General features: G+C 56.9%; 17 protein-coding genes. 12 read left to right on the forward strand and 5 right to left on the reverse strand.

The annotated features are described in order from the left end of the window. Positions 1-103 precede the first annotated feature (103 nt). Positions 104-2,173 (reverse strand): methionine--tRNA ligase, encoded by a 2,070-nt coding sequence (metG, locus tag RSQ48_RS02660; RefSeq protein ID WP_240208951.1) that lies wholly within the window; start codon positions 2,171-2,173, stop codon positions 104-106. 216 nt (positions 2,174-2,389) lie between these two features. Continuing rightward, the gene (locus tag RSQ48_RS02665) at positions 2,390-2,647 is read right to left on the reverse strand and encodes a hypothetical protein (protein WP_003803926.1); all 258 of its coding nucleotides are present in this window, start codon (positions 2,645-2,647) and stop codon (positions 2,390-2,392) included. Between the two features lie 102 nt (positions 2,648-2,749). On the opposite strand from RSQ48_RS02665, the gene apbC reads away from it, so the two are divergent. The 7 genes from apbC to gcvH all read left to right on the forward strand — a co-directional run bounded on the left by apbC (position 2,750) and on the right by gcvH (position 14,340). After that, on the forward strand, positions 2,750-3,835 hold the full coding sequence (gene apbC / locus RSQ48_RS02670) for an iron-sulfur cluster carrier protein ApbC (protein ID WP_415302142.1): 1,086 nt from the start codon (positions 2,750-2,752) through the stop codon (positions 3,833-3,835). 6 nt (positions 3,836-3,841) lie between these two features. Next, the gene (locus tag RSQ48_RS02675; RefSeq protein ID WP_415302143.1) at positions 3,842-5,620 is read left to right on the forward strand and encodes an autotransporter assembly complex protein TamA; all 1,779 of its coding nucleotides are present in this window, start codon (positions 3,842-3,844) and stop codon (positions 5,618-5,620) included. Beyond that, complete coding sequence (locus RSQ48_RS02680) at positions 5,620-9,669, forward strand: translocation/assembly module TamB domain-containing protein (protein WP_415302144.1); 4,050 nt, start codon at positions 5,620-5,622, stop codon at positions 9,667-9,669. The genes RSQ48_RS02675 and RSQ48_RS02680 overlap by 1 nt, the downstream gene beginning before the upstream one ends. 127 nt (positions 9,670-9,796) lie before the next feature. Beyond that, entirely contained in the window at positions 9,797-10,360 is a 564-nt protein-coding gene (dcd, locus tag RSQ48_RS02685; RefSeq protein WP_003803918.1) for a dCTP deaminase, read from the forward strand. Positions 10,361-10,369: 9 nt separating this feature from the next. Beyond that, positions 10,370-12,643 (forward strand): arginine/lysine/ornithine decarboxylase, encoded by a 2,274-nt coding sequence (locus RSQ48_RS02690; protein ID WP_003803916.1) that lies wholly within the window; start codon positions 10,370-10,372, stop codon positions 12,641-12,643. 6 nt (positions 12,644-12,649) lie between these two features. Then, entirely contained in the window at positions 12,650-13,873 is a 1,224-nt protein-coding gene (locus tag RSQ48_RS02695; RefSeq protein ID WP_415302145.1) for an NAD(P)/FAD-dependent oxidoreductase, read from the forward strand. A 92-nt stretch (positions 13,874-13,965) separates the two neighbouring features. Then, a complete protein-coding gene (gene gcvH / locus RSQ48_RS02700) occupies positions 13,966-14,340 on the forward strand; it encodes a glycine cleavage system protein GcvH (RefSeq protein WP_039943780.1) in 375 nt (124 codons plus the stop codon). Between the two features lie 354 nt (positions 14,341-14,694). On the opposite strand, the gene RSQ48_RS02705 is transcribed toward gcvH, so the two are convergent. The 3 genes from RSQ48_RS02705 to RSQ48_RS02715 are packed head-to-tail and all read right to left on the reverse strand — an operon-like array spanning position 14,695 to position 16,413. Next, positions 14,695-15,186, reverse strand: coding sequence for a dihydrofolate reductase (locus tag RSQ48_RS02705; RefSeq protein ID WP_003803908.1), 492 nt, complete (start codon positions 15,184-15,186; stop codon positions 14,695-14,697). Beyond that, positions 15,183-15,983 carry a thymidylate synthase gene (locus RSQ48_RS02710; protein ID WP_003803907.1) on the reverse strand — a complete coding sequence of 267 codons (801 nt, stop codon included), beginning with the start codon at positions 15,981-15,983 and terminating at the stop codon, positions 15,183-15,185. Before RSQ48_RS02710 ends, RSQ48_RS02705 begins: the two co-directional genes overlap by 4 nt. Positions 15,984-15,990: 7 nt before the next feature. Continuing rightward, the gene (locus RSQ48_RS02715) at positions 15,991-16,413 is read right to left on the reverse strand and encodes an OsmC family protein (protein ID WP_003803905.1); all 423 of its coding nucleotides are present in this window, start codon (positions 16,411-16,413) and stop codon (positions 15,991-15,993) included. A gap of 539 nt (positions 16,414-16,952) precedes the next feature. On the opposite strand from RSQ48_RS02715, the gene RSQ48_RS02720 reads away from it, so the two are divergent. The 5 genes from RSQ48_RS02720 to RSQ48_RS02740 are packed head-to-tail and all read left to right on the forward strand — an operon-like array spanning position 16,953 to position 21,141. Then, the gene (locus tag RSQ48_RS02720; protein WP_039943885.1) at positions 16,953-18,608 is read left to right on the forward strand and encodes a cbb3-type cytochrome c oxidase subunit I; all 1,656 of its coding nucleotides are present in this window, start codon (positions 16,953-16,955) and stop codon (positions 18,606-18,608) included. Between the two features lie 7 nt (positions 18,609-18,615). Then, entirely contained in the window at positions 18,616-19,206 is a 591-nt protein-coding gene (locus RSQ48_RS02725) for a cbb3-type cytochrome c oxidase subunit II (RefSeq protein ID WP_003803902.1), read from the forward strand. Positions 19,207-19,261: 55 nt separating this feature from the next. Beyond that, the gene (locus RSQ48_RS02730; protein WP_003803899.1) at positions 19,262-19,849 is read left to right on the forward strand and encodes a c-type cytochrome; all 588 of its coding nucleotides are present in this window, start codon (positions 19,262-19,264) and stop codon (positions 19,847-19,849) included. Between the two features lie 21 nt (positions 19,850-19,870). Continuing rightward, entirely contained in the window at positions 19,871-20,506 is a 636-nt protein-coding gene (locus RSQ48_RS02735) for an SCO family protein (RefSeq protein WP_003803897.1), read from the forward strand. After that, positions 20,506-21,141 (forward strand): hypothetical protein, encoded by a 636-nt coding sequence (locus RSQ48_RS02740; RefSeq protein ID WP_131071276.1) that lies wholly within the window; start codon positions 20,506-20,508, stop codon positions 21,139-21,141. The genes RSQ48_RS02735 and RSQ48_RS02740 overlap by 1 nt, the downstream gene beginning before the upstream one ends. Positions 21,142-21,153: the final 12 nt, after the last annotated feature.

The raw sequence follows: 21,153 nt of genomic DNA on the forward strand, positions 1-21,153 counted from the left end.
GCCCCAAGGGCTTGAACCGCTTGTTTTGAACAGATTCTTTGGTTTATAGATACAAAAAAGCCTCGCTTTGGGACGAGGCTTTTTTGCGTATCAGGAATGCGTCTTAATTGATGCGCATACCGGGCTGAGCGCCGGGGAATGGCTCCAGAATATAAATACCTTGATCGACGGCCTCATCCGCGTGGCTGGCTGCCAGAACCATACCTTCGGATACGCCAAACCGCATCTTGCGAGGAGCCAGGTTAGCCACCAGCACCGTCAGCTTGCCGATCAGATCTTCGGGCTGGTAGGCCGATTTGATGCCCGAGAACACTTGGCGCAAACGACCTTCGCCCGCGTCCAGGCTCAGACGCAGCAGTTTGTCCGAACCGTCTACGGCCTCACAGCTGACGATTTTGGCAATGCGCAGGTCCACCTTGATGAAGTCCTTGATGTCGATGGTGTCGGCAATGGCTTCACCACCGGGCAGCACGACAGGGGCGGGTGGGGGAGCCAGCAGCTCATCGACCATGGCGCTGTCGACGCGTTGCATCAGGTGTTTGAAGGGAGCGATGTGATCGGGCAGGGTGGCCACGTCATCCCATACAAAACTGCGGTCCAGGCCGAACAGTTCACGCGCCACGCGATCGGTCAGGGTAGGCAAAATGGCGGTCAGCATGACGGACAAGCCCTTGAAGCCAGCCAGGGTGCGCGAGCAAATGTCTTGCAGCGCATCTTTCTGGGCTTGTTCGGCAGTCGCAATGCCTTTAGCCATGACCCAGGGCTGCGCCGTATCAAAAGCCTGGTTGATGAGGTCGGCCTGAGCCATGATCTGGCGTACGGCACGGCCGTACTCACGGCTTTCCAGATCGGCGCGGACTTTCTCGGCAACGTCCTTGAGCTGGTTTTGCAGCTCGGAGGTGTCACCCTGGTAAGCCAGCTTGCCATCAAAATGCTTGCTGATGAAGTTGGCGGCACGGCTGGCGATGTTGACGTATTTGCCAATCAGGTCGCTATTGACGCGGGCGATGAAGTCGTCAGGGTTGAAGTCCATGTCTTCAACGTGCGAGTTCAGCTTGGCGGCCATGTAATAGCGCATCCACTCGGCATCCATGCCCAGTTCCAGGTAGCGCAGGGGCGAAATGCCCGTGCCACGGCTCTTGGACATTTTTTCGCCGCTAACCGTGATGAAACCGTGCACGTTCAGTGCGTCAGGCACTTTACGGCCGGAGAACTTCAGCATGGCAGGCCAGAACAGGGCGTGGAAGTACACGATGTCCTTGCCGATGAAGTGGACTTGCTCCGTGTTGCCTTCCGGGTCCAGCAAGGCATCAAAGTCCAGACCTGCCTTGGCACAGTAGGCTTTCAGGGAAGCCAGGTAGCCAACAGGCGCGTCCAGCCAGACGTAGAAATATTTGCCGGGTGCATCCGGAATCGGGATGCCGTAATAGGGTTCGTCGCGGGAGATGTCCCAGTCGTTCAGGGAGGCCTCAGCACCTTCACCGGTACCCAGCCATTCGCGGGTCTTGCCTAATACTTCCGATTGCAGGCGTGGCTTGCCCTGGGCGTTCTTGCCCGTGGTCCACTCTTGCAGGAAGGCCACGCAGCGCGGGTCGGACAGGCGAAAGAAGAAGTGTTCCGAGCTCTTTAGCACCGGACGCGCATTGGTCAGGGTGGAGTAAGGCTCGATCAGTTCGGTAGGGGCGTAGACCGCGCTACAGACTTCACAACTGTCGCCGTACTGGTCCTTGGCGTGACACTTGGGGCATTCGCCCTTGATGTAACGATCGGGCAGGAACATGCCTTTGACTGGGTCATAGAACTGTTCGATGGTGCGTGTATCGATGAAACCGGCGCTTTTGAGCGTACGGTAGATATCCTGGGCCAGCTCGACGTTGTCTGGCGAGTCGGTACGGTGCCAGTGGTCAAACTTGATGTGAAAACCGTTCAAATAGCTGGGGCGTTCCGCCGCAATCTTGTCAACCAGTTGCGCTGGGGTGATGCCCGCACTTTCTGCTTTAAGCATGATGGGAGCGCCATGAGCGTCATCCGCACATACAAAATGTACCGTATGTCCCGACATTCGCATGGACCGAACCCAGATGTCGGCCTGGATATATTCCATGATGTGGCCGATGTGAAACGAGCCGTTGGCGTACGGCAGGGCAGTCGTAACAAATATCGTTCGTGACATGACTTAACACAATAAAAGAGAAAGGGAACAAGGATTCTACGGTCTATTGCCCACTTGTGCTGCGCAAGACAGAGAAACGTACACGGGTCAAGCCCGATCAGGCAGTGTGAATCACACAAATGCACACACCCTGAGCCTTTGCGGACTCAGGGTGTTCGAAAGCCTACCTGTTCAGTGTTGCTGTTCGTCCAATACAGGATAAACAGTCAAGAACTGTTAAGGGATCTCGCGCATCTCTATGTCGGTCACATCACGCGAACGGGGTGAGGACGACTGTCTGCTGGCAGTAGCGGGGCGGCGGCGCTGATCCCAATAGGCTTTGACACCGAAAGGACGGCCACTAATACGCGCCACAATGTATAAAATGCCGATCGCAATAGCAGTGGAAACCATGAAGATAAACGCCATGATTGCACCGAAAATTGTCAGCAAGACAAAGAGGGCTGTGCGGATAATCTGGTTAAATGTGTTCATAGGGTTAGTATGACATCATAAGTGTAAAAAAATTCCCCTTGAACCGCTAATTTTCTGGTTTAAAGGTATGGTGATGTTTCTTTATATCAAGGTTTTGGATAAATGACAGTGAGTTCTGAGCGCGTGTTGCAAGCCCTGGCGAGTGTGACCGATCCCAACACGTTAAAGAAGTTATCGGTCGATGCGGGTCGATGCGAACTGAGCATTGACCAGAATCAGGTTGAACTGACCTTGCATCTGCCCTACACGGCTTATGACATACAGGGTCAACTGCGTGAACGCATTGAGCAGGCCTTGGCAGGCGTGGGTGCCACCCTGTCCAAGTTGCACCTGAATCCGCGCATTGGCGTGCATGCTGTGCAGGAGGGCCTGCGCCCCATGCCCAATATCCGCAACATTATTGCGGTGTCATCGGGCAAGGGCGGCGTGGGTAAAAGCACCACCTCGGTGAACTTGGCCTTGGCCCTGCATATGCAAGGTGCCCGGGTCGGACTGCTCGATGCGGATATTTATGGCCCCAGCGTGCCCACGATGCTCGGTTTGCACGAGCGTCCCCGTAGCGCAGACGGCAAGATGATGGAGCCGCTGATCGGCCATGGTCTGCAGGCGAACTCCATCGGCTTTCTGCTGGACGAAGACGCTCCTGCAATCTGGCGGGGCCCGATGGCCACTCAAGCCTTGACCCAATTGCTGACACAGACGCGCTGGGACGACCTGGATTACCTGATTATCGACATGCCTCCCGGGACCGGTGACATTGCCCTGACCCTGTCTCAGAAAGTACCGTTGACTGGTGCGGTCATTGTCACCACGCCTCAGGATCTGGCGCTGGTGGATGCCAAACGAGGCTTGAAGATGTTCCAGAAGGTCAATGTGCCTGTGCTGGGCATTGTAGAGAACATGTCGGTTCATATCTGCTCGAACTGTGGTCACGCTGACCCGGTATTCGGTCAGCATGGTGGCCGCGATATGGCCAGCCAGTACAACGTGCCCTGGCTGGGTGCCTTGCCCTTGGCAATGAGTATTCGTGCGCAGACCGACTCCGGAACACCTACCGTCATTGCCAATGCGGACAGCCCCGAGGCCCGCCTGTATCACGAGATTGCCAATCGCGTGTCGGCCAACGTGTCTCAGTTGCCACCTGATACGTCGGGGCAGCGCCCCAAGGTTGTTCCCCGTCCTCTTTGAGCACGTATGCGCAAATCCGGCTTTTGCCTGCTGTTCTCATTGGTCCTGAGCCCTGGTGCCTGGGCGCAATCGTCTGTCCCTGAGGTCATTATTGATCCAGGGGGCGTGCCGCCCCAGGCACTCAAGGAAATCCAGCGTGCAGTCGGTGCGATCACACGGCTGGCTGAGGACCAGGATCTTGGGGAGGTCACGCGCTTGCGTCGCCGGGCGCATGACGCGACTGTTTCTGCCTTGCAGACGCAGGGCTACTTTGATTCCGTGGTCACCCTGGAAGTGGGGGAGGACGCGGGCGGAGAATACTGGGACATCATTATCCGTCCCGGGGAGCTCACGCGGGTGCGTGATGTCAATCTGGATTTCAAAGGCAAGATTCAGGAGCCGGAGTATGAGGTGCGCCTTGAAGGCATCAAGGCCAGCTTCCCCCTGAAAAAAAACGATCCGTTTCTCAATTCGGTCTGGTCGTCGGCCAAGGCTGATTTGCTTGAAAGCGTGCAGCGCCAGGATTTTTATTACGCGCGTTATGTGGACACGCGGGCCACTGTCTACGCCGATGAAAGCGTGGCCGATCTGTCCTTGAAGGTGGACAGTGGGCCGCGGGTTCGCATGGGGCCGCTGGAGATGACGGGGCTAAAACGGGTACCGCAGTCCCTGGTGGATCGGTATGTGCGTTACACCCCCGGCGACCCCTACGATCAGGACAAGCTCGATGAGTGGCAGCAGTCCCTGGCTTCCACCACGTTTTTCCGGGGGGCTTTTGTTACTTTGAATCAGGATGCCAGCAAGAAAAAAGAGCTGCCTGATGGGGACGTGGAATTGCCCGTTCAGGTGCGGGTCACGGAGGCGCCTTCCAAGCAGTTTACGGGCTCCTTGGGGGTGGACAGTGACCACGGTTTGCGAGTTGAAGGCCTGTATCGGAAAAATATTGTGTTTGGCCTGCCTGTTTGGACAGAGGCGGGCATTGGGGTGGATAAAAAGCGTCAGCGTGCTTTTTATGACGTCCATCTGCCGCCGACGCTGCGCGGCTATAAAAACAGTTTTGGGCTTTTGTACGACCGCTCTGACATTGAGGGTCTGGATACGCAGCGCGCCGCCGTGGGCTGGAAACTGCGGCAGGAGCGCAAGGCAGCAGGTAATAGTCGGGTCGAGTACGAGACCGAGTGGGGCTTGCTGGGGGCCTGGGATAAAACCCAGATCATCGGTTTGCCGACCCGTGAAACACCGTCTGCGATTGCAACCTGGCAGTGGCTGCGTCGTGACGTGGACAAGAAATACGATCCACGAGACGGTAATCTGATCGACTTTGGCCTGGGAGCCGGTATCACGCTGGATCGAGGCGAGCGCTTCTACCGCAGCAACTTGCGCTTGCAGCAATGGTGGCCCATCGGAGATCGGGATGTCTTGTCCATACGGGGCGAAGTCGGCAAAGTGTGGGGCATGACGGATCGTACGCCGCCGGATTTCGGTTATCGCACCGGGGGCGCACGCAGTATCCGGGGCTACAAATATCAAAGTATTGGTCTGCAACGCGGCGAGGCTGTGATTGGTGCGCCTGCCATGGCAGTTGCCAGTGTGGAATATACGCACTTTTTCACCAGCATGTATGGCATGCGGGCGTTTGTGGACGTGGGCGATGCCGCTCCCAGCTTTGGTGATATGAATTTAGCCTGGGGTTACGGTCTGGGGGCTGTGGTTCGTACTCCAGCCGGGCCCTTCAATCTTGATCTGGCCTATGGTCAGCGAGACAGGCGTGTCCGTTTGAGCTTTTCTTTGGGAATCGCATTTTAATGGCCTGGGTTCGGCGCTGGTTCCGGTATTTCGCCTTATGGGGCATCCCTTTCATTGTGGTTGCCCTGCTGTTGGTGTGCGGCTTTTTGTACTGGGTATTGGCCAGTCAGGTGGGGACACGCTGGGCGCTGCGCACGGCTTTGCCTTATGTACAAGGCAGCGCGCAAGGTGTGCGCGGAACCATCTGGGATGGGCTGAGCATTGATCATCTGGTGTTGGGCTTGCCCGATACTCATATCGATATCGAGCGTTTGCGCCTGGAGGCTAACTGGGACGAATTGTGGGACCGCCGCTTGCATGTGGTGGAGTTAAGTGCCCATAAAGTAGATGTGGCCTTGAGCACGTCGGATGCGCCCAAGTCTGATGAACCGTTCAAAATGCCGCAGCTGCCGGTCAGTATTGCGGTAGACAAGCTGGCACTTGGCCAGTTTTTGTTGTCCCAGGATGGCACCCCCTTGCCCGTGGCCCTAGCGGACTTGTCCTCGGCGCTGGCGCTGGAGTCGGACCGTGCGCAGCTACGCCTATACGATTTGATGGTGGCCAACGAGTCCATTCGTGCCGGCTTTCAAGGCGAGGTGGAGCTGGCGGGCTTGGAGGCGCCCTACCCGGCACGAGCTGATATACAAATTATTGCGCGTGGTTTAACTGCAGAGTCGCCCATTTGTGCCAAGCAGTATCTGCCCGCTTATGCGCAGCCTCACAAAACCAGCGCACCCGCGACAAAATCAGCCCCCGCTGATTCGTCCCGCAACGTGACTGGCTCTGCCAGCGCAGCGCCCGCTACCGCGCAAACCTCAGTCAAGGCGACGGAAACGTCCGCCAGCCCGTCTGTTGACTCAAAGGGAGCGTCAGCGGCTCAGGGTGCAGCCGCTCCCGAGCAGCACCATGATGCTCAGGGCGCTGCGGGGCTGATCCGTTCTGCACCGTCAAACGGTACAGGCGTGGTGCTTGACGAGCGTATCAAGGAGCCGGTTGCTGTTCCTGAGCCCGAGCCCTTGCCTGATTGTGTGGTGAATGCTCAGATCAAGCTGGATGGCTCTTTGGAGCAAGCGACCTTGTCCCTCACGGGGCAGGGTCAGGGCTACAGCCTGGATGTTCAGGCAGATTTGAGCCCCTTGGCTTCCGTGCCGGTCAGGCAGGCTCAGCTGGCGGTGAAGTTACCGGATGAATCCACGCTGGACGCGGACTTTACCTGGGACGCCACGCAGGACAGCGGGCACGTTCAGGACCATTTCAAAGGCCAGTTCCGCAGCGATAAGCTGGATTTACACGCCTTGTTGGGCGATGTTCTGCCCGATGCATTGATCAATACGCAAGGCCAGTTCGATGTGGTGCTGGCCGATAAAGAACAATTGCTCCGGGCAGATGTAGACATCCAGCTTTTGCAGGGTAGCCGTTGGAACAGGCAACCCGCTCTGGGACAGATCAAGGCCAAGGCGTCCGCGCCGGCTCAACCAGGTCAGCCCGACTGGTGGCGTTTGCTGAATGTCTCCGAGGTGCTTACGGATATGAAAGTGGGAGACAACCAGGTCCAGCTAAAAGGGGGGTTCGGCATGTCGGGTAAAGCCGAACTGGATTTGCTGGCCCGTATCCCACGCGCCGAGCAATTATGGCCTGGACTGGAGTTGGGCAAGGCGTCGGTACAAGGCCAATTGCGCGGGGACATCGCCCGTCATGTTTTGCAGTTAACTGCCCAGTACGATCTGGGCGGCAAGGCGAAAGGGCAGTTGGGTCAAGGTCTGGCCGAGGCGGATCTGGCCTTGGAAGGCGGCTGGCACTTTGCGGAACAGGGCCAGGCGGCATACTGGGACGGAAAAGTCAGTCGGCTGGTAGCCGATCATGCCGGTGTGGCACTGCGTTTGCAGTCCGCTCTTCCTGTACGCTTTACCGATGCGTTGCGGGCGCCCAAGACTCCCGCTCTGGAAACACAGGTTCGTTCTGGGGATCAAGACAGGACAGGCACCACCGCTCAGCAGGCGGCTGGGTTGGCGAAGAATGAGACGGCGTTGTCAACGTCGGATGAGGCGGCAGCACAGGCTGTCGCACAGCGAGAAGCCGGGTCACCAGCGCAAGCCAAACCCGGCCAGACGGATAAGGCGGGCACCCGCTCAGACAACGCCGGCAGGACATCGCAGGCTTCCGAGCCATTGGTTCCCTGGTCGGTTCGGGTTGGAGCTGCTACGGTGAGTACGTCTGTTGACGGAGAGTCGTGGATCAATCTACGTCACCAGGAATCCAGCTACCAGCCCGGCCAATGGGCCAGCCGCGGCGAGGTCCTGGACTTGGTGTTGTCCGAGCCCCGTATTGCCCGTTTGCTGCGCAAGGTGGGCATAGAGGAAAACACAGACAAAGACCAAGGGGGTGTCAGGATTGTCAAGCACAAGAAAACCCAGCCCCCGGAGATTGATCTTCAGGCGCGTTGGGATCTGAAGTTTGCCGGCGCTTTGTCGGGGCAGTTGCGTGTAGACCGTGTGGCCGGTGATGTGCAGGTCTTTGCTGATCCGCCCACCTCCCTGGGTCTGCAAGACCTGAGCGTTGTCGTCAACGCTAAGCCCGTCTCGGCCACCAGCAGTCGCCTGGATGCTCAACTGGACCTGCGTACCAAGGAAATGGGCTATTTGACCGCCAAGGCGCAGACGCAGATTCATGGGCTGGTCTTGAATGAAAACGATCGTAAAACCGTCAGCATTCAGGCCAATATTGATGATTTGAGCTGGACACGCCTGTTCCTGGGCGATGCCATGGAGTTGGGCGGGCGTTTGAATGCGGACGTCAATATTGATGTGGGCGCCAAATGGGCCTGGACCAGCCGGGGCACAGTAACGGGGCGCGAGCTGCGCTTTACCCGACTCGATGACGGTATTCGCCTGATTGACGGTGAGCTGGATGCCCGTTTTGATGGCGATGTCTTCAGGCTGGAGTCCTTGACCTTTCCCGCTCGTTTACGCGTGGAGCCCCAGGAGTGGCGTACGGCGACCTGGTTGAAAGAAAGCCCGGATGCCAAGGATGGCAAGCTGACTGTTGCGGGCCAGTGGAACCTGAGCACCCAGCAGGGAGCGTTTGATGTTGATATTTTCCGCTTCCCCATTTTGCAGCGTTCCGATCGTTACGCCATGATTTCCGGCAATATCAATCTGGACATGGAACTGCCCCGCATTGCCATTACTGGCAAGGTGGTGGCGGATGCTGGCTGGTTCAATCTGGACATGTTGGGCGGCATTCCCACCGTAGACAGCGATGTGGTGATTGTGCGGGCCGGTGATGAGCCTGCCGCTGAGCCATCTGCCGCCACGACGGACATGAGCCTGCAAATTGATGTCGATCTGGGACCCCGTTTTTACCTGACTGGTTATGGCGTGAACTCGGGTCTGGTGGGCAGTCTGAGAATCACCATGATGGACGGCAAACTGACGGGTATCGGGGCCTTGCGCACTCGGGGTGGGCGGATCGAACTGTATGGGCAGAAACTGTTGCTCAGACGCGGTACGGTGACGTTTCAGGGCGATATCACCTCTCCGATCCTGGACATTGAAGCCTTGCGTACCGGCCAGGCTGTAGAGGCAGGTGTTAAGGTAGTGGGGACGGCCCGCAAACCCCGAATCGACTTGGTGTCCTATCCAGAAGTCAGCGAGGTTGAAAAACTGTCCTGGTTGCTGCTGGGCCATGGCCCGGATGACTCCGGTGGTGATATGGCGTTGCTGCTCAGTGTAGGCACTTCCTTTCTGGGAGATGGCGAGCCTTTCTACCGCAAGTTCGGTATTGATGAGGTGTCCATGCGCTCGGGCGATCTGGGCAGTGCGGGCAGCATCTTGCCGGTGGAAAGTGTGGTCAAATCCCTGAACAGCGGCACCAGCAACGAAGAGCGCAAGTTCATTGCCATTACCAAGGCATTGACGGCTGATTTTTCGGTCAGCCTGGAGCAGGCCATGGCCGATACCGGCACCGTGGGTCGGGCCAGTTACCGCCTGGCACGGGGCCTGACCGCTGAAGTCAGTATCGGCACCGTCAATGGTCTGGCCCTGATTTACCGCTGGTTCTCGAAGGATTGAGGCGGACTTGTCTGGCGCAAAGCGGACAGGCAATTGTGGTGCAAAGACAAATTTGCATCGCAGTTGCCTTGTGCAAGTCTCTAAACGATAAAATAACCGGTTACTGATTTAAGGCGGCTAATTTCTTATGAGTATCAAAAGCGACCGTTGGATTCGGCGGGCTGCTGCCCAAGGCATGATCGAGCCTTTCGAGCCAGGCCAGGTGCGCAGTGTGGACGGTCAGCGCATCGTCAGCTACGGCACTAGCAGCTATGGTTACGATGTGCGCTGTGCCAACGAATTCAAGATTTTTACCAACATCAACTCGACCATCGTCGACCCCAAGGCGTTTGATGAAAAGTCCTTTGTGGATTTTGTCGGTGATGTGTGCATTATCCCGCCCAACTCCTTCGCTCTGGCCCGCACGGTTGAATACTTTCGTATTCCCCGCAGTGTGCTGACGATGTGTCTGGGCAAAAGCACCTATGCCCGTTGCGGCATCATTGTGAACGTGACCCCGCTGGAACCCGAATGGGAAGGCCATGTCACGCTGGAGTTTTCCAACACCACTCCGCTGCCCGCCAAGATTTACGCGGGGGAAGGGTGTGCCCAGATGCTGTTCTTTGAAAGCGATGAAGTGTGCGAAGTCTCGTACCGCGACCGTGGCGGTAAATATCAAGGTCAGCTGGGCGTCACCTTGCCCCGTACCTAGGAGTTCTGGATGAAGTTTCGTTTTCCTATCGTCATCATCGACGAAGACTACCGTTCCGAAAATACGTCGGGTCTGGGTATTCGAGCCCTGGCTGCGGCGATAGAGGCCGAAGGCGTGGAGGTTCTCGGGGTCACCAGCTATGGTGACCTTAGTTCTTTTGCGCAACAGCAAAGCCGCGCGAGCGCCTTCATTTTGTCGATTGATGATGAGGAATTCGATGTGGATTCCCCAGAAGATGTCGCCAATGCGATCAAGAACCTGCGCTCCTTTATTGGCGAGCTGCGGTTTCGCAACGAGGACATCCCCATCTATCTGTATGGCGAGACGCGAACTTCGCAGCATATCCCCAACGATATTTTGCGCGAATTGCACGGCTTTATTCACATGTTCGAGGACACGCCCGAGTTCGTGGCGCGTCACATTATCCGTGAAGCACGTTCCTACCTGGAAAGTCTGGCGCCGCCGTTTTTTCGCGAACTGGTCAAATATGCATCGGACGGTTCCTATTCCTGGCACTGCCCGGGGCACTCGGGTGGCGTGGCCTTTCTGAAAAGCCCGGTTGGGCAAATGTTTCACCAGTTCTTTGGTGAAAACATGCTGCGCGCGGATGTCTGTAATGCGGTGGACGAGCTGGGGCAGTTGCTGGACCATACCGGTCCGGTCGCGGATGCCGAGCGCAATGCCGCGCGCATTTTCCATGCTGATCACTGCTTTTTCGTCACGAACGGCACGTCCACGTCCAACAAGATCGTCTGGCATGCCAACGTCGCCAACAATGATGTGGTGGTGGTCGATCGCAACTGCCATAAGTCGATTCTGCACGCCATCACCATGACGGGCGCCATCCCGGTGTTCTTGCGCCCTACGCGCAATCACCTGGGCATTATTGGCCCCATCCCGCAAGAGGAGTTCTTGCCGGAAAACATTGCACGCAAGATCGAGGCGAACCCTTTTGCCAGCAAGGCCAAGAATAAGAAACCCCGTATTTTGACGCTGACGCAAAGTACCTATGACGGGGTGATCTACAACGTGGAAATGATCAAGGAAACACTGGATTCCAAGATCCCTACGCTGCACTTTGATGAGGCCTGGTTGCCGCATGCGGCCTTCCATGACTTCTATCACGACATGCATGCGATTGGGGCGGACCGTCCACGTACCAAAGACACCATGATTTACGCCACGCACTCCACGCACAAGATGCTGGCCGGCTTGTCGCAGGCGTCCCAGATTACGGTACAGGATGCGGAAAACCGACCGCTGGACCGTAACGTATTCAATGAAGCCTATCTGATGCACACCAGCACCAGCCCGCAGTACGCCATTATTGCGTCCTGCGATGTGGCGGCAGCCATGATGGAGCCACCGGGTGGCACTGCTCTGGTTGAGGAAAGCATTTGCGAGGCCATGGACTTTCGCCGTGCCATGCGCAAGGTGTCCAAGGAGTACGGCGAGAACGACTGGTGGTTCAAGGTATGGGGCCCTGACACGCTGCCCGAGGAAGGCATAGGCGAGCGCGAGGACTGGATTTTGCGCTCCGATGCGGAATGGCATGGCTTTGGCAAGTTGTCCACCAACTTCAATATGCTGGACCCGGTCAAGGCGACAGTCGTCACACCCGGTCTGGATATTTCTGGCACCTTTGCCGAGCAGGGCATCCCGGCCGCTCTGGTGTCCAAATACCTGGCCGAGCATGGCGTGGTGGTGGAAAAAACCGGCCTGTATTCCTTTTTTATCCTGTTCACCATTGGCATCACCAAAGGTCGCTGGAATACCTTGCTGACCGCCTTGCAACAGTTCAAGGACGACTACGATCGCAACCAGCCCATGTGGCGCATCTTGCCGGATTTTTGCAAGGCTCAGCCCACCTATGAACGCATGGGCTTGCGTGACCTGTGTCAGCAGATTCACCAGGCTTACCGCAAGTACGATCTGGCCCGCCTGACTACCGAGGTTTACCTGAGCGATATGATTCCTGCTCTGAAACCGTCGGATGCGTATGCCAAGATGGCGCATGGCGATATCGAGCGCGTGGGCATTGATGAGCTCGAGGGCCGGGTGACCGGTGTGTTGCTGACTCCTTATCCTCCCGGTATTCCTTTGCTGATACCTGGCGAACGCTTTAACTCCCGCATTGTGGAGTACCTGCAGTTTGCGCGCGAGTTCAATGCGCGTTTTCCCGGCTTTGAAACCTATGTGCATGGACTGGCGCAGGATATTGGCCCCGATGGACTGCCGCGCTACTACGTAGATTGCGTGCTTGAGTCTGAACCCAACGAGTAAATTTGCGTGATCCCTTTTTTTGATGTGGCCGTCATAGGCGCAGGTGCAGCCGGCATGATGGCTGCCAGTATCGCAGGCCAGCGCGGCCTGCGAGTGGTATTGATTGATCACGCTGAAAAGCTGGCCGAGAAAATCCGTATTTCCGGTGGAGGACGTTGCAACTTCACCAATACGGGCACGTCGCCCGAGAACTTCCTGTCCAAAAACCCGCACTTTTGCCGTTCAGCGCTGGCCGGTTATACCCCGCAGGATTTCTTGCAGCTGGTGCGCGACTATCGCATTGGCTTTCATGAGAAGCACAAAGGTCAGCTGTTTTGTGATGACTCCAGCGAGTCCATTATCCAGATGCTGCGTCAGGAATGTCTGAAAGGGCAGGTGTCCTGGCGCATGCCTTGTTCCGTTCAGTCCATCGGTCGTACTGAGCAAGGCTTTGTGTTGCGCACCAGTCAGGGTGAGCTCAATGCCCTGCAAGTCGTTATTGCGACAGGGGGCATGGCCATTCCGCAGTTGGGTTCTACGGACTATGCCCTGTGTGTGGCGCGTCACTTCGGTCTGAAAGTAATTGAGCCCCATCCCGCACTGGTGCCCCTGACTTTCGACGGTCGTGACTGGAAGCCATTTTCTGCTCTGAGTGGCGTGGCGTTGGAAGTGGAAGTCAGTACCGGGCAGGGTAAGCAGCGCCAGGCTTTTCTGGAAGACCTGTTGTTTACGCATCGCGGCTTGTCAGGGCCGGGTATTTTGCAGATTTCCAGCTACTGGCAGCCAGGTGAGAGCATTTGTGTGGATCTGGCACCGGGCCAGGACATTGCCCAGCAGTTGCTGGACTTGAAGGCGGGGAATCGCCAGCAGTTGGTGACGGTGTTGTCGACATTGTGGCCGCGTCGTTTGGTGGAGCAGTGGCTCGATACCTCGGAGCTGTTGCCCAAGGGTGTAGGCCAACAACGTCTGGCCGATTTGCCGGATCGCGTCTTGCGTTCCGTGGGGCAAGTGATTAATGCCTGGGCGTTGAAGCCCAGTGGCACTGCAGGCTATAAAAAGGCGGAAGTGATGAGCGGCGGCGTGGATACCCGTGAGCTCAATCAGAAAAGCATGGAAGCACGCAAGGTTCCTGGCCTGTTCTTTATTGGCGAAGCGGTGGATGTTACCGGTTGGCTGGGCGGGTACAACTTTCAATGGGCTTGGGCTTCGGCAGCGGCTTGTGCGCGGGCACTGAAGGCGCAGGCGGCTTAATGTTAAGCAAGCGGGTGAAGACGGCAGGGCCCCGATTGGGTGGCCGTTTTTGAAATCAACACAGGTGTTGGCTGGTTAGTCAGGGAGGCAATATGCAACTGCCAGTAGATAGAAAGTACGTAGCAAGTCATGAGTGGGCCAAGGAGGAAGGCGGAGTTGTGCTGGTAGGCATTACTGACTTTGCGCAGGACCAGTTGGGTGATTTGGTTTTTGTCGGGGACTTCACTCCTGGGACCCGGCTGGCCGCCGGTCAGACGGCAGGGGTGGTGGAATCGGTGAAAGCTGCTTCCGATATTTATGCACCGGTTTCGGGTGAGTTGGTGGAGTTCAACCAAGCCTTGTCGGATGCGCCGCACCTGTTGAATGAAGCCCCGTTCGATACCTGGATTTTCAAGCTCAAGGCTGATAATCCGGCGGATCTGGACGGTTTGCTGGATGGTCCGGCTTACGCGGCGGTCGCGGAGTAAGGCCAGACGTAGAGCCCGTACGAATGCAGTTTGGCCTTGCCTGATGCAGGCGGACTGATCGGAAAAAAGCCTGAATCCGTTTGACGGGTTCAGGCTTTTTTTTGGCTTCGGGCGTCAGCAGGGGGGTGCGCAGAGGCCCCGGTGCTTGCTTGAAGCCCGTGCCTGATGCCTGTCCCGACAACTGAAGCGATGCGAAGCCCGAGCCAGGGTTTTTGGGCTTTGGTGACTGTCAGCTCGATAGAGCGGTGGTGGTCAAAGGCTTGCAAGGCATGAAAAACAACGCCTTGACCTCATTGCCAGGAAGTCATGCGCCGCATAGTGACTAAGCGCCCCGCTCGTTGCTCTACGGCTTTCTTAGCGGCGACGATAGGTGACATAGTCGTAAGTAAAGCCATTTTCCTCAGGCTGGGGAAGGCGTTCAATTTCTTCCCACTCACCTTCCGGCAGTATCGGGAAGAAGGTGTCGCCGTCCACCTCTGCCTTGATTTCAGTGGCAATCAGCTCCTGAGCGATGGGCAGGGCCAGACGGAAAAGCTGTTCGCCGCCAATCACGCAAACGGTGTCATAACCGGGGCAGGCCGCCAGAGCATCGTCCAGATTGCTGAAAACCTGCGCGCCCTGGGCCTGATAGTCCGCATTGCGGCTGATCACCAGATTCGGGCGACCCGGCAAGGGCCGGCCCAGCGACTCCCAGGTCTTGCGGCCCATGATGATGGGCAAACCCATGGTCACACGCTTGAAGTGCTGCAGGTCGGACGGCAGACGCCAGGGCAGGTCCTGATCTTTGCCAATGCAACGGTTGGCCGCATACGCGACAACCAGACGGATAAGTGGGAGGGTGCTCATACGGCAACGGGCGCCTTGATATGGGGGTGAGGATCGTAATCGGTGATCTCGAAGTCTTCGTACTCGTACTCAAACAGGCTGGCCGGCTTGCGCTTGATGGTCAGCTTGGGGTAGGGGCGCGGGTCGCGTGAGAGCTGCAGTTCAGCCTGCTCGAAGTGGTTCGAGTACAGGTGGCAGTCGCCTCCGGTCCAGATGAAATCGCCGACCTCCAGATCACATTGCTGGGCCACCATGTGGGTCAGCAAGGCGTAGCTGGCAATGTTGAATGGCACACCCAGGAAAATATCCGCGCTGCGCTGGTAGAGCTGGCAGGAGAGCTTGCCGTTGGCAACGTAGAACTGGAACAGGGCATGGCAAGGGGGCAGGGCCATCTGATTGACATCGGCCACATTCCAGGCAGAAACGATCAGGCGGCGCGAGTCGGGATTGTTGCGAATCTGCTCTACCACCTGGCTGATCTGGTCAATATGACGCCCATCGGGAGTGGGCCAGGAGCGCCATTGCACGCCGTAGACGGGGCCCAGATTGCCGTTCTCGTCAGCCCACTCGTCCCAGATAGAGACGCCACGCTCTTGCAGCCACCGCACGTTGGAGTCGCCGCGCAAAAACCATAGCAACTCGATAAAGATGCTGCGGGTGTGCAGCTTCTTGGTGGTGATCAGTGGAAAGCCCTGCGACAGATCGAAGCGCATTTGGTGGCCAAATACCGAGTTCGTACCGGTGCCGGTGCGATCCCCTTTGGGAGTGCCTTGGGTGTAGACCAGGCGCAGCAGGTCTTCGTAGGGATAAAGGGACATGGCGAACTCAGGCTTGCTCAATAGCGACGGAATAAGTGATCTCGGCGGTCTTGCCCAACATGGCCGAGGCTGAACAGTACTTGTCATGCGACAGCTGCACGGCACGCTCGACGGCGGCTTGAGGCAGGTCCTTGCCGGTCACCACAAAAGTGAAATGAATCTTGGTAAAGACTTTGGGATCGGTGTCGGCGCGTTCAGCCGTCAGTTTGACCTGACAGCCGGTAATGGCATGACGACCTCGCTTGAGAATCAGCACCACGTCGTACGCTGCGCAGCCGCCTGCGCCGGTCAGCAACATTTCCATGGGTCGGGGAGCCAGATTATTGCCGCCTCCTTCGGGAGCGCCGTCCATGGCCGTCACATGACCGCTGCCCGTACGGGCAACAAACAGCATGCCGTCCTTGCCGCCCCAGTCGATTGTGCATTCCATATGAATTCCTTTGTTGTCAGTGCGAGCCAAGACTCGTCAGTAGATTGTCAGGGGTGATTGTACTTTTTGACGCGCTCGCGTGCAGCGTCCGCATCTGACCTGTGGGGCGATGGCTACTGCCACTGAACGGCATGCCGGTGCTTGTCGTCCTGTTCCAGGCCCATATAAGAAAAACTGTATGGACAAATCGGGGCAGAACCACGCTCTTTGTAAGATTTAGACTGGTTTTGTTGATTGTCCTAGGATAAACTTCGGAGCGGTACACGGCATTTTGAAACAGATATGTCACACGGGTTTACCCTCGCCTATAATGACAGTCGCCCGTATACCAAAAAATGTCGTGCTCGTATTTGTCCTGTCTCAATAAACCTTGCTTTCAATGGGGGCTTTATTCAGACGTCACAGACGGGTGTTTTAACATGACGGCTCTCGCGACCTAGGCAGTCGCAGATTTTTTGCGTCCATGCTCTTTCGATCTGCGACGCGTCAAGTGCCGCCGAGCTGCTTGGCAGCTTCACATTAACCAGGCCTGGATCATTGTGAATACCGTTTCAATACTGCTACTAGCTTTCATATTGTCCGTTACCGGACTTTTTGTCTTCATCTGGTCGTTACGTCGTAACTTCTTTGACCACAGTCCCGCCGCCTCGCGAGAAATTTTCTCCAAAGGCGAGATCGGGCAGGTAGATGACCCTTCCGCCACCCCTGAACAACGTCAGGCACTTCAAGATGAAATGGGCCACAAGACCATTTCTGCTGAGGATCGTCAGGCGCTGAGCGTTGAACTGGCAGAACGTGTGGAAGCCGACCGCTCCACCGCGTCGGTCACCTTCATTTTGCTGGCCTGTTCGGTGTTCTGGCTGATTGTGGCCTCGACCGCGGGTCTGATCAGCTCGATCAAGCTGCATGAGCCCGAGTTCTTGACGCAACACGCCTGGATGACGTTCGGCCGTATGCGCACCCTGCACCTGAATGCGGTCGCTTATGGTTGGGCCCCGATGGCCGCCTTTGGCGTTGCCATGTGGATGCTGCCCCGTCTGCTCAAGACCCCCCTGATTGGTGCCCGATACGCCATCACCGGCGGTGTCTTGTGGAACCTGGGTCTGGTCGGTGGGCTGACCTGTATTGCGATGGGTATTACTGACGGCATGGAATGGCTGGAAATGCCCTGGCAGGTTGATATCCTGATGGTTATTGGCGGCGCGCTGGCAGCCATGCCTTTGATCTTCACTTTGCAAAACCGTCGTGCCCACCATCTGTATGTGTCGGTGTGGTACATGGGCGCGGCGCTGTTCTGGTTCCCCATCCTGTTCCTGGTCGGCAACCTGCCAGCCGTACACGTGGGTGTTGAGCAGGCAACCATGAACTGGTGGTTTGGTCACAACGTGCTGGGTCTGTTCTACACTCCGATGGCCCTGGCGTCGGTGTACTACTTCCTGCCCAAGATCATCGGTCAGCCCATCAGCTCCTACAACCTGTCTCTGGTGGGTTTCTGGGGTCTGGCGTTTTTCTACGGTCAGGTCGGTGGTCACCACCTGGTTGGCGGCCCTGTGCCGCAGTGGATGGTGACGCTGTCGATTGTGCAAAGCATGATGATGATCATTCCCGTGCTGGCTTTCTCGATTAACCAGCACTACACCATGAAAGGTCACTTCCGCACCCTGATTCACTCGCCCACCCTGCGCTTTATCGTGCTGGGCGGCATGATGTACACCGTCAGCTCCATTCAAGGTTCCTTTGAGGCGCTGCGCAGCATCAACACAATCACCCACTTCACGCACTTCACGGTGGCCCACGCCCATATCGGCTTGTACGGCTTCTTTACGATCGTGATGTTCGGCGCCATTTACTACGTGATGCCGCGCGTGATGTCCTGGGAATGGCCTTACCCTAAACTGATCTCCCTGCACTTCTGGCTGGTGGTGATCGGTTTTGCCATCTACGCAATCGGCCTGAGCATTGGCGGCTGGCTGCAAGGTCTGGCGATGCTGGACCCTGCCAAAGCCTTCATGGAATCGGTCTTTGTCACGATGCCTTATCTGAAGTCGCGCTCGATTGGTGGTGGTTTGATGACTTTGGGTCACCTTGTGTTTGCCTTCCACTTTGTGGCAATGGCTTTGCGCTATGGCAGCCGTCGTATTGGTCCAGCCCTGTTTCACCAGCGCTCGGCAACTCGCAATGTAGTGGAGGCATGATTTAGTCATGGAAAGCGAATACAAACTATTGGGCGGCGCCATGGTGACGCTGGCCCTGGCCACATCGGCTCTGGTCGTTGTTCCTTACCTGCAGGTTGAGAAGGTGGAGCCCTCTCCGGGGCTCAAGCCCTACACCGAGGTGGAACTGCGCGGCCGTCAGCAGTACATCGACATGGGCTGTGTGTACTGTCACTCGCAGCAGCCACGCAGCCAGAACCAGGCTCCTGACTTTCAGCGCGGCTGGGGTCGTGCCTCGGTGGCCGGTGACTACTACTACGATACGCCGCACCTGCTCGGTACCATGCGTACCGGTCCCGATTTGCTCAATATCGGCGCCCGTCAGCCTAGCGTGGACTGGCACCTGGGGCACTTGTACCAGCCTCGCGCTTATACCCCTGGCAGCAATATGCCGTCCTATCCTTTCATGTTCGAGCTCAAGGACAAGGCTGATGAGGGCGATAAAGTTGTGAATCTGCCTGGCGATTTTGCCCCTGAAGGCAAGGTGGTGGTAGCCAAGCAAGAAGCCCTGGACCTGGTTCAATACCTGTTGGCGCTGGATCGTACGTATCCCGTATCGCCCGCCAGCGTTATCAAATAAGCAGGCATTGTTGAGCTAGTGCGCCCCGCAAGGCGGGGCGCCTCGGAGAATTAGAATGAGCGACAATCGTAAATATGACGCGCAGTTGCGCGAAAATGCGGATCCGGAAGAAAACGCGGCGCCTATCCCCTGGGTCGTCCTGGTGATTATTGCCGGTCTGTTCCTGTGGGGCATCTACTACATTTTCAGCAGCGATCTGAGTCACGACGCCACAGTGGGCGACAACCGTATCGTTGCCGATTTCGAGCTGCCAGAAGGCGCCGTGGATGGTCAGCAATTGTTTGTGGCCCAATGTGCGGCCTGTCACCAGGCAACCGGTGCTGGTGTGCCGGGCGTATTCCCGCCCCTGGTTGGTTCGGAGTGGGTGCTGCGCAAGCCAGAAGTTTTGGTCCAGATCATGCTGCACGGTATTGTTGGCGAACTTACGGTCAAGGGTAATAAGTACAATGGTGCGATGCCCGAGTTCCGCGAGAAGTTCAATGACGAGGAATTGACGGCAGTGGTCAATTACCTGCGTACTGAATTAGGTGGCAACAGTGCTGATCCTGTGGATGTGGCCTTTGTCAAAGCCGAACGTGAAAAAACTGCTGATAAAACTGATCCCTGGAATGGGGATGCCGACCTGGCTCCCATGGAAGAGTAGGACTGAAATGATGGGCCAGAGATGAGACTGTTTCTAAGTATTCTCCTGGTTGTTGCCCTGGGTATCGGGGCTCTGGCCCACCTGACACAAGGCTTTACTGCCTTGACCGCCGAGACAGCCCGTCGCAATGACGTGGCTGCCTCCCCGCGCTTGATATCCGATGTAGAGGTACTGCTTCCGACCGGGGGTAGTACGCCGCTAAGTTCCTTGTTGCAAAACGATGGTCGCATCACCATCGTCAACTTCATCTACACCCGTTGCGTCACGCTTTGTCTGGCGATGGGCTCGGAGTATCAGCAGCTGCAAAAAGCAATTCTGGACGAAGGCCTGCAGGACCGTGTGCGCCTGTTGAGTATCAGCTTCGATCCTACCGATTCGCCCGATCATTTGCGCCGTTACAGCAAAACCATGAAAGCCGATCCGGCTGTCTGGCAGTTCGTGACCATGATGCCAGGGGAACAGCGCCAGCGTGTACTGGATGATTTTGGCATCATCGTGATTCCCGCTCCCTTCGACGAGTACGAGCATAATGCGGCCTACCACGTCGTCAGCCCCGAGCCGCGCCTGGGGCGAATCGTGGACTATGGCGAACCCATGCTGGCCCTGGCCTATGCGAAACGGGCCTTAGAGGACCTGGACAAGAAGGAGGACCGGTAATGTCGTTGAAACGTGTTGTTGCGCCCTCCACGATACGTCCCTATTTGGGCAGCGCACTGGCGTTGCTGGCCGCCGTGCTGTTTGCTGCTGCTGCATACTGGGACCGCCCCCTGACTGCCTCCATGAGCCTGCATATGCTGGTTCATATCCCGCTACTGGTCCTGTCCGGTGTCGCCTTGCAGTCGGCCTTGCGTTACCAGGGTGTGGGCCGCTCGGCCTTTGTGCAGTCCTTGCTGCGTCCCTACTACGCCCTGAATGAATACGGTTTGCCCGGTTTGATCCTGGTCAGCTTTGCTGCGGCTTACTGGATGGTCCCCAAAGCGCTGGACGATGTTCTGGTGTCGCCTCCCATGGCAACGGCCAAGTATATTGGCCTGGTGCTGATGGGCATGGTGTTCATGGAATCCTGGCGTCGCGCCCATCTGGTGTTTCGCTTGTTCTTTTTTGGTAACTTCAGCTGGATGATGGCGATTGTAGGTTTGTTGTATTACGACAATCCGGTTCGCCTGTGTAATTTCTATCTGCAGTCCGATCAGGAAATTGCCGGCATAGGTCTGGTCATCATGGCATGTGTCTTGCCTTTGCTGTGGCTCTTGTCCGAAAGCAAGGCTGTGATCGCCTTTTTGCGGCAATAATACCCCTCTATT

It is taken from the genome of Alcaligenes sp. SJTW-7 (genome assembly GCF_047716895.1).
Lineage (GTDB): Bacteria > Pseudomonadota > Gammaproteobacteria > Burkholderiales > Burkholderiaceae_B > Alcaligenes > Alcaligenes ammonioxydans.